Annotated in this window: 6 protein-coding genes; all 6 read left to right on the top strand. The window is 46.7% G+C overall.

Going from position 1 to position 6,287, the window contains the following annotated elements; genetic code table 11:
- The first annotated feature begins 187 nt into the window (after window positions 1-187).
- Genes CMM32_01495 through CMM32_01470 form a run of 6 tightly spaced genes read left to right on the top strand, consistent with a single transcriptional unit; the run spans window position 188 to window position 6,285 of the window.
- Window positions 188-1,348 carry a deoxyguanosinetriphosphate triphosphohydrolase gene (locus tag CMM32_01495; GenBank protein MBT05581.1) on the top strand — a complete coding sequence of 387 codons (1,161 nt, stop codon included), beginning with the start codon at window positions 188-190 and terminating at the stop codon, window positions 1,346-1,348.
- Window positions 1,345-3,126, top strand: coding sequence for an arginine--tRNA ligase (locus CMM32_01490; GenBank protein ID MBT05580.1), 1,782 nt, complete (start codon window positions 1,345-1,347; stop codon window positions 3,124-3,126). The genes CMM32_01495 and CMM32_01490 overlap by 4 nt, the downstream gene beginning before the upstream one ends.
- Window positions 3,127-3,786, top strand: a complete 660-nt coding sequence (locus CMM32_01485; GenBank protein MBT05579.1) for a hypothetical protein — start codon at window positions 3,127-3,129, stop codon at window positions 3,784-3,786. It begins immediately after the preceding gene.
- A gap of 1 nt (window position 3,787) precedes the next feature.
- Window positions 3,788-4,801 carry a beta-N-acetylhexosaminidase gene (locus CMM32_01480; protein ID MBT05578.1) on the top strand — a complete coding sequence of 338 codons (1,014 nt, stop codon included), beginning with the start codon at window positions 3,788-3,790 and terminating at the stop codon, window positions 4,799-4,801.
- Window positions 4,802-4,804: 3 nt separating this feature from the next.
- Window positions 4,805-5,491, top strand: coding sequence for a site-2 protease family protein (locus tag CMM32_01475; protein MBT05577.1), 687 nt, complete (start codon window positions 4,805-4,807; stop codon window positions 5,489-5,491).
- Between the two features lie 5 nt (window positions 5,492-5,496).
- Entirely contained in the window at window positions 5,497-6,285 is a 789-nt protein-coding gene (locus CMM32_01470; GenBank protein ID MBT05576.1) for a segregation/condensation protein A, read from the top strand.
- The last annotated feature ends 2 nt before the right edge of the window (window positions 6,286-6,287 follow it).

Raw genomic sequence — 6,287 nt, 5'->3', positions numbered from 1 at the left:
TGCACTGTCTGTGAGGGAGAGGCCCCAATCTTCAGGATTAACTGATTTAGCGTTGGCCATATTGTGTACGCTCATGGTAAAAGGTTAGCATTCATGTCTATATCTAGTGATTGTAGGGATAAAGTCAATCAGTAACCCTTGCCCTAGTATATTAAAGGTGATTAAATTTCGACCATTTTGAGTTAATATGAGCGATGCTAATTTGGCCCGATATGGGTCTCAGGCAGAAAATTCCCGCGGAAGGCTGCGTCCTGAGCAGGCTAGTCAAACCAGGACAGTTTTTCAACGCGACCGGGACCGCGTGATTCACAGCACTGCGTTTCGGCGGTTGGAGCATAAAACACAGGTTTTTGTGCATCATGAAGGGGATCATTATAGATCTAGGCTGACGCATAGCATTGAAGTTGCCCAAATTGCTCGCTCTATAAGCCGTCAACTGGGCTTAAACGAGGATTTGGCGGAGGCGTTATGTTTGGCTCATGATCTGGGCCACACCCCATTTGGACACGCCGGTGAAGAGGCTCTGAATGGAGCGATGGGCCAGTACGGAGGGTTTGATCATAATGCCCACACGCTGCGTATAGTTACCAAGTTGGAAAAACGATATGGAGATTTTGACGGCCTCAATCTATCTTGGGAGACTCTGGAGGGTATAGTCAAGCACAATGGTCCTCTCGAGAAGCCATTTTGGGAAATTGCCGCCTTTAACAAAGTTTATGATCTTGAATTGAATACCTATGCTGGCCCTGAGGCCCAAGTGGCATCCTTGGCAGATGATATAGCATATAACAACCATGATATGGATGACGCTATAAGAGGTGGTTTAATAAGGTTAAATGATTTATCAGAGATTCCCCTGGTTGGTCCAATAATTCGGGAAATAATGGTAATGTATCCTGATATCGAAGCGGGGCGGGCTGCAAATGAAGTAGTCCGTCGGGTTATCGATAGCATGGTGACGGATTTGATAGATGAGACTAGAAAAAGAGCACATGCCTTAAAACCGGGGAGTGCCCAAGAGGTAAGGGGTTTGGATGTGCCTTTGGTGGCTTTTTCAGAAAGTATGCAGGCAAATCATCTCGTCTTAAAAAATTTTCTGTTCAATCACGTTTATCGTCATCCTCGGGTGAATAGGATGTCCAGCAAAGCCCGCCGGATAGTTGCCAAACTTTTTCAGTTTTTCAACGAAGAACCGGATTGTTTGCCATGTGAATGGAGGCGGGCGACTGACGGGCCTGAGACGGCGAGAACTGCTAAAGTAGTAGGAGACTATGTGGCCGGCATGACCGACCGCTACGCAATGAACGAGTATGCTAAACTGTTTAACGTTTCCATGGAAAGCCAGTGAATATTTTCAATAATTTTCGAGATCATTTATCTCAATGTATCAATAATCTACAAGATAATGGTGAGGTTCCCAGTAACTTGGATTTAATGAATATTACAGTAGAACCTCCAAGAAACCGGGATCATGGCGATGTCTCGACCAACGCTGCCTTGGCATTGGCTCCAGCCCTAAAATCGAAGCCCCGGGAGGTGGCGCAACTGCTTGCCACAGCTCTTTCTGGGCCGCCAGAATTTGAGTCCATCGAAGTGGCTGGCCCAGGATTCTTAAATGTCCGGTATTCTCAGGATTTTTGGCGTGATGTGTTGAGGCATATAGTTGACGTGGGGTCAGAATTTGGTCGTAGTTCTATGGGCAAAAAGAAAAGAATCGTATTGGAGTACGTTTCAGCCAATCCGACCGGACCTCTCCACATCGGTCACGCTAGGGGGGCTATATTCGGGGATACGCTTGCTCGTTTATTAGTTTTTTCGGGGCATGATGTAGATCGGGAGTATTATTGGAATGATGCAGGTGCTCAGGTGGATGAGTTGGCTAGAGCCACTTACTGGCGATACCTTCAGTCTCTTGGCCTTAGCGGATCCCCCAGCCTCCCCGAGGGAGAGAGTGGCATAGAATACAAAGGGGAATACCTAGAAGCTGTGGGTCAAGAGTTGGCTAGCCTGCATAGTTCGAAGTACGTGGACATGATGGAGGGGGAATGGTCTGAAGAGATAAGAGAATTTTCAGTTGATGCGATGAAGAATTTGATACGTGAAGATTTGAAACTGTTAGGTATCGAATTTGACAATGAAATTTCGGAAAAAGAGATATTAGGGAGCGGTGAAGTAGACGAGGTGGTTGCGCAATTGGATCAGAGGAATCTCATCTATCGTGGGCAACTTGAAGCTCCAAAAGGTAATAGCGAGACGTGGGAAAAAAGGGACCAATTGCTTTTCCGAGCTTCCAATTTTGGTGATGAAGTTGACCGGCCCCTGCAAAAGTCTGACGGTTCATGGACATATTTTGCCACTGATATCGCGTACCATTTTCACAAATACCGTCGCGGATTTAAGGATATGATCAATGTTTGGGGAGCTGACCATGGAGGATACGTATCGCGTGTTCAGGCTGCGGTTGATGCGCTTACAGACGGCGTTGGGGATGTTACCGTAGCTCTGTGCCAGATGGTGCGATTACTCGATCAGGGTGAACCCATTAAGATGTCAAAACGGGCGGGGAATTTCGTAACTGTTCGGGATCTAATTGATTCGATGGATAAGAGGGTGGGTGAGGGACAAGGGAAAGACGTGATCCGCTTCATTATGTTGACTAGGAAAAACGATGCTCCGTTGGACTTTGATTTTACAAGGGTGTCGGAGCAATCTCGGGAGAACCCTGTCTTTTATGTACAATATGCGCATGCGCGAATTTGTTCTGTTTTAAGGCGGGCCCAGGAGATAAACATTGAGATGGTCCCAATTAGTTCTGATGATACAGGGTATGTTTTTAATAGTGCTGAGTTGGAGCTTTTGCGGATGCTTGCCGACTGGCCTAGAATTGTTGAGCTTGCCTCGGCCTCTAGGGAACCCCATCGCGTTGTCTTTTACCTAAACGAGCTGGCTTCTGAATTTCATAGTTTGTGGAACCAAGGCAATAGAAATTCTGATACGCGCTTCATTGTGGAAGAAGACTGGGAAGCGACCCGTGCTCGCTTAACGCTTCTTAGTGGAGTTAGAGCAGTGCTGGTTAGTGGCCTTCAGGGTATTGTTGGGGTGCTGCCCCAAGCAGAAATGCTCTGAATGACTAGGAGCAAAAGCTATCAATTTTGGGTGATATCCCTTGCCGTTGTTGGGAGTATGGCTATATTTATGTTTGTCGTATGGCATGCGGCTATAACCCAGCCTGCTTCCGATGATTTGCCTGTAATTACGGGCCCCGCTGGCCCAACCAGAGTAGTTCCAGAACGTCCAGGCGGAATGGAAATTCCGAACCAAACGATGACCGTATTTGAGACTTTCCAAGAAAATTCAATCGAACCACCCGATATCGCTAATTTGGACAACCAGGAAGCATCGGGGATTAAACTGCGAGAGCATTTGGGCTCAAACCAGGAAGAAGTGAAGGCTGATAAAGACACCGACGTGACCGACGGAGGACAGGAAGCAAAGTCGTCCAGTGTGGAGCGCCAAGACACACCTGGCACCGAGGGTAGTTTTTTTATGGCTCAGTTGGGATCTTTTGGTTCCTTGGAAGGTGCTGAAAAGGGTTGGGAGTATGTACGGGGGATGCAAGAGGGCATAATGGGAGGATTGACGCCGGTAATCAGTAAGGTTGATTTAGGAGAGGTGGGAATATTTTATCGTTTGCGGACTAAGCTAATAGGGGGGAGGCAAAACGCAGAAAATTTTTGTGAGGTAATGTTGAAGTCTAGCATTGAATGTATGGTTGTGGACCCCTGATATGCACTGTGCTCCCATTATTTTTGGTTGTTCAGGGACTGTGTTGTCGGAAGAAGAGATCAATTTTTTTTCTTCTGTTAGTCCGTTCGGGTTCATCCTATTTGACCGAAATATCAACGAACCACAGCAACTCCGAAAACTGACCAACGAACTACGCGAAGTTGTAAATCGTCCTCACCTGCCCATCTTGATAGACCAAGAAGGGGGACGTGTGGCGCGTTTAGGACCTCCTAATTGGCCAACTACCCTGTCGGCTCGAGCTCTAGTAGCGAAATTTGTGAACCAACCTGAGTTAGCGGTGCGGGCCATTCGCTTAAATAGCCGGTTAATAGCTCATGATTTAATAATTTCTGGGATTTCCGTGGCATGCATGCCGGTTCTTGATCTTATTATCCCGGGTGGGCATGAGGTTATTGGTGATAGAGCTTACAGCGCCGATCCGCATCAAGTAAGTCAATATGGTCGTGCAGCTTGTGAGGGGTTACTGGAGTGCGGTGTACTTCCGATTATTAAGCATATCCCGGGTCATGGCCGGTCGAGCGTGGATAGCCATGTGGCACTATCTAGGGTTGATACAAGTATTGAAACATTGGTTATGGCTGACTTTCTTCCATTCCGGGAGCTTCGTGAGATGCCAATGGCTATGACGGCGCACATCATTTATTCGGAAGTTGATCCGGTCTTGCCTGCTACCTTCTCTTCCGAGGTTATTGGGACGGTGATCCGTAATGGCATAGCTTTTGAAGGTCTACTTATTACCGATGATATTGGCATGGGGGCATTGTCAGGAAACTTAGGTGACCGAGCAGCTAGGGCTTTGGAGGCAGGTTGCGATGTCATTTTACATTGTAGTGGAGATCTATCAGAAATGGAGGAGGTTGTATCAGCGGTCCCCGCGATGACAAGTGACTCCTTGGATCGGGCACTTCGCTGCGAGGCTATGCTGTGGGATGAAATGCCTCTGTTTGACAACTCCGCCGACCGTCGAGAGTTGATTAAATTGCTACAATCATAGGTGATCTTAATTTTGGAAATAGCCTACTTGCTCTCAGTTTGGGTTGTTCCTGTGTTATTGGCAATAACGATGCACGAGGCAGCGCATGGCTATGTGGCGTGGAGATTAGGTGATCCGACCGCTATGAGGGCCGGGCGAGTAACTGCTAATCCACTGAAGCACATTGATCCGGTTGGTACACTTTTATTACCTGGTTTGTTGCTGCTGGTTCGAGCCCCATTTCTTTTTGGTTTTGCAAAGCCAGTACCAGTTGATTTTTCAAAATTGCGCAAGCCAAAAAGGGACATGGTGTTGGTGGCAATCGCTGGTCCCGCCAGTAACCTTTTATTGGCAATATTATCTGCATTATTAATTGGCCTAGAAAGTATTTTACCCGCCTCCGCGGGTCTTTGGTTGGTGAGTAATCTTGAAAATTCTATCATTATTAATCTTTTGCTTGCGATTTTTAATTTAATCCCTCTACCCCCGCTAGACGGGGGGCGAGTTGCGGTTGGTTTATTGCCGAGATCACTCGGGTGGAGGTTAGCCAAACTAGAAAAGTTTGGTCTATTTATCTTGCTCGGTTTGCTTTTTATTGTTCCAATGCTGATGAAAGAGATAGGGGTTGTGTTTGATCCTCTTCATTGGCTTTTGATCGTGCCGGTACAGGGCCTATTTGATTTACTGAGGGGGATTATTGGGGTTCCGTAGATGGTATGAGTGACTTCAATTCTGATCTTATAGATGAAGATGTCCCGGGTTCAGGTGAAGCGCAATTGGTGCTTAATCTTGATGGCTTTGAAGGGCCAATAGATCTTTTGCTGAGTTTGGCTAGAGACCAGAAAGTGGATCTTGCAAAAATTTCGATTCTGGCACTTGCGGATCAATATCTGACATATATTCGTAATGCCCGCTTGCTGAGACTCGAGTTGGCTTCAGATTATTTAGTTATGGCCGCGTGGCTGACTTTTATGAAATCGCGACTTTTGTTGCCGAAGGAAGACGCTCAAGAGGAAGAAAGCGCAGAAGTGCTAGCGGAGGCTCTCGCCCGGCAACTGCGCCGTCTAGATGCGATGAGAGACGCTGGGCAACGTCTCTTTGCACTTAATATCTTAGGACGAGACGTTTTTTATCGTGGGGATCCGGAAGAAATGAAGTTAGTATACCGACCTTTTTATGAGACTTCTCTTCATGAATTGCTGGCCTCTTATACTGCCCATAAACGTCGAGGAGTTCTCTCCAAGATGTCCATTGAACCGAGCTCTATTTTTTCCGTTGAAGCGGCGGTGCAAAGACTTTCAAGGCTTCTAGGTCAAACGCTTAAGTGGCAAAATCTTAAAGAATTTTTGCCTGTTGATCTTCTAGATAACCTTGTTGCCAGGTCAGCTTTAGCTTCAACCTTTGCAGCCTCTTTGGAGCTTGCCAAAGAAGGGAAAATAGAGATGCAACAATCAGCAAAGTTTGGTCCAATCTATGTTCGCAAAAGGCAATCAAGATCTGAATAAAA

It is taken from the genome of Rhodospirillaceae bacterium, assembly GCA_002728255.1.
GTDB lineage: Bacteria > Pseudomonadota > Alphaproteobacteria > UBA7887 > UBA7887.
The sequence above is the reverse complement of the archived record's forward strand: the minus strand, read 5'-3'. Positions and strand labels throughout refer to the sequence as shown.